The 2,100-nt window shown below is 53.0% G+C and carries 1 rRNA gene; it reads left to right on the forward strand.

Going from position 1 to position 2,100, the window contains the following annotated elements:
• A 23S ribosomal RNA gene (locus AC2YIT_RS32135) occupies positions 1-2,100 on the forward strand; the annotation flags it as partial.

The following is a 2,100-nucleotide window of genomic DNA, read 5'->3' on the forward strand; positions in this document are numbered from 1 at the left end:
CCGTAGACGCGAAACTTTGTGATCTACCCTTGACCAGGTTGAAGCGCTGGTAACACATCGTGGAGGACCGAACCGGTAAACGTTGAAAAGTTTTCGGATGAGTTGAGGGTAGGGGTGAAAGGCCAATCAAACTGAGAAATAGCTCGTACTCCCCGAAATGTTTTTAGGAACAGCGTTGTGGTTGAGTCATGTTCAGGTAGAGCTACTGATAGGACTAGGGGGAGTCAAATCCTACCAAATTCTGACAAACTCCGAATGGGGCATGATATACACGGCAGTGAGGGCTGGGGTGCTAAGGTCCCAGTCCGAGAGGGGAACAACCCAGAGCATCAGCTAAGGTCCCAAAATATATGCTAAGTTGAACTAAGGGGGTCCGACTGCAGAGACAGCCAGGATGTTAGCTTGGAAGCAGCTATACATTTAAAGAGTGCGTAACAGCTCACTGGTCGAGCGGGGCGGGCATCGATAATAAACGGGCATCAAGCATATTACCGAAGCTATGCGATAGTAGTAATACTGATCGGTAGGGGAGCATTCTCACAGGGGTGAAGGTGTGGCGTGAGCTGCGCTGGACTGGTGAGAAAAGCAAATGTAGGCATAAGTAACGATAATGCGGATGAGAAATCCGCACACCGAAAGACTAAGGATTCCTCCGCTATGCTAATCAACGGAGGGTTAGGCGGGGCCTAAGGGATAGCCGACAGGCGACCCCCGATGGACAGCAGGTTAATATTCCTGCCCCTGCATGCAGTGTGAAAAAGTGACGGAGCGACGTGGATGGTACGTACTGACGGAATAGTGCGTTGAGCGGAGCCTACGGGCGATGCGAACCATCGAAGCCGCTTCCAAGAAAAGCTTTTGAAACGCCAGCTGTATGCAGCCCGTACCGTAAACCGACACAGGTAGTCGAGAAGAATATTCTAAGGTGCTCGAGTGAATCACGGCTAAGGAACTCGGCAAATTAACCCTGTAACTTCGGGAGAAGGGGAGCCTCCTCTGCAAAGAGAGGCCGCAGAGAAATGGCCCAGGCGACTGTTTAGCAAAAACACAGGGCTCTGCCAAAACGAAAGTTGACGTATAGGGCCTGACACCTGCCCGGTGCTGGAAGGTTAAGAGGGGATGTCATCGCAAGAGAAGCATTGAATCGAAGCCCCAGTAAACGGCGGCCGTAACTATAACGGTCCTAAGGTAGCGAAATTCCTTGTCGGGTAAGTTCCGACCTGCACGAATGGTGTAACGATCTGGGCACTGTCTCGGCCGTGAGCTCGGTGAAATTGTAGTAGCGGTGAAGATGCCGCTTACCCGCCACGGGACGGAAAGACCCCGTGCACCTTTACTATAGCTTTGCATTGTTTTCGGGTCAGGGATGTGTAGGATAGGTGGGAGGCTGTGAGTGGGCGTCGCCAGGCGTTCAGGAGCCAACGTTGAAATACCACCCTTCGCTGGCCTGGGATCTAACTTCTTTAAAAGAAGGACCGTGCATGGTGGGTAGTTTGACTGGGGTGGTCGCCTCCAAAAGTGTAACGGAGGCTTCCAAAGGTCTGCTCAACACGCTTGGTAACCGTGTGTGGAGTGCAATAGTACAAGCAGGCTTGACTGCGAGACCGACGGGTCGAGCAGGTGGGAAACCAGGGTATAGTGATCCGGTGGTTCTGTATGGAAGGGCCATCGCTCAAAGGATAAAAGGTACGCCGGGGATAACAGGCTGATCTCCCCCAAGAGCTCACATCGACGGGGAGGTTTGGCACCTCGATGTCGGCTCGTCACATCCTGGGGCTGGAGAAGGTCCCAAGGGTTCGGCTGTTCGCCGATTAAAGTGGCACGCGAGCTGGGTTCAGAACGTCGTGAGACAGTTCGGTCCCTATCTGTGGTGGGCGTAGGAAGATTGACGGGGGCTGCCTTTAGTACGAGAGGACCGAGGTGGACCCACCGCTGGTGAGCCGGTTGTTACGCCAGTAGCATGGCCGGGTAGCTATGTGGGGAATAGATAAGCGCTGAAAGCATCTAAGTGCGAAACTAGCCCGAAGATGAATCTTCCACATAAGGGTCGTTGTAGACTACGACGTTGATAGGCTGCAGGTACACGTGTCGAAATACACT

Source organism: Dyadobacter sp. SRI_021 (assembly GCF_057586235.1).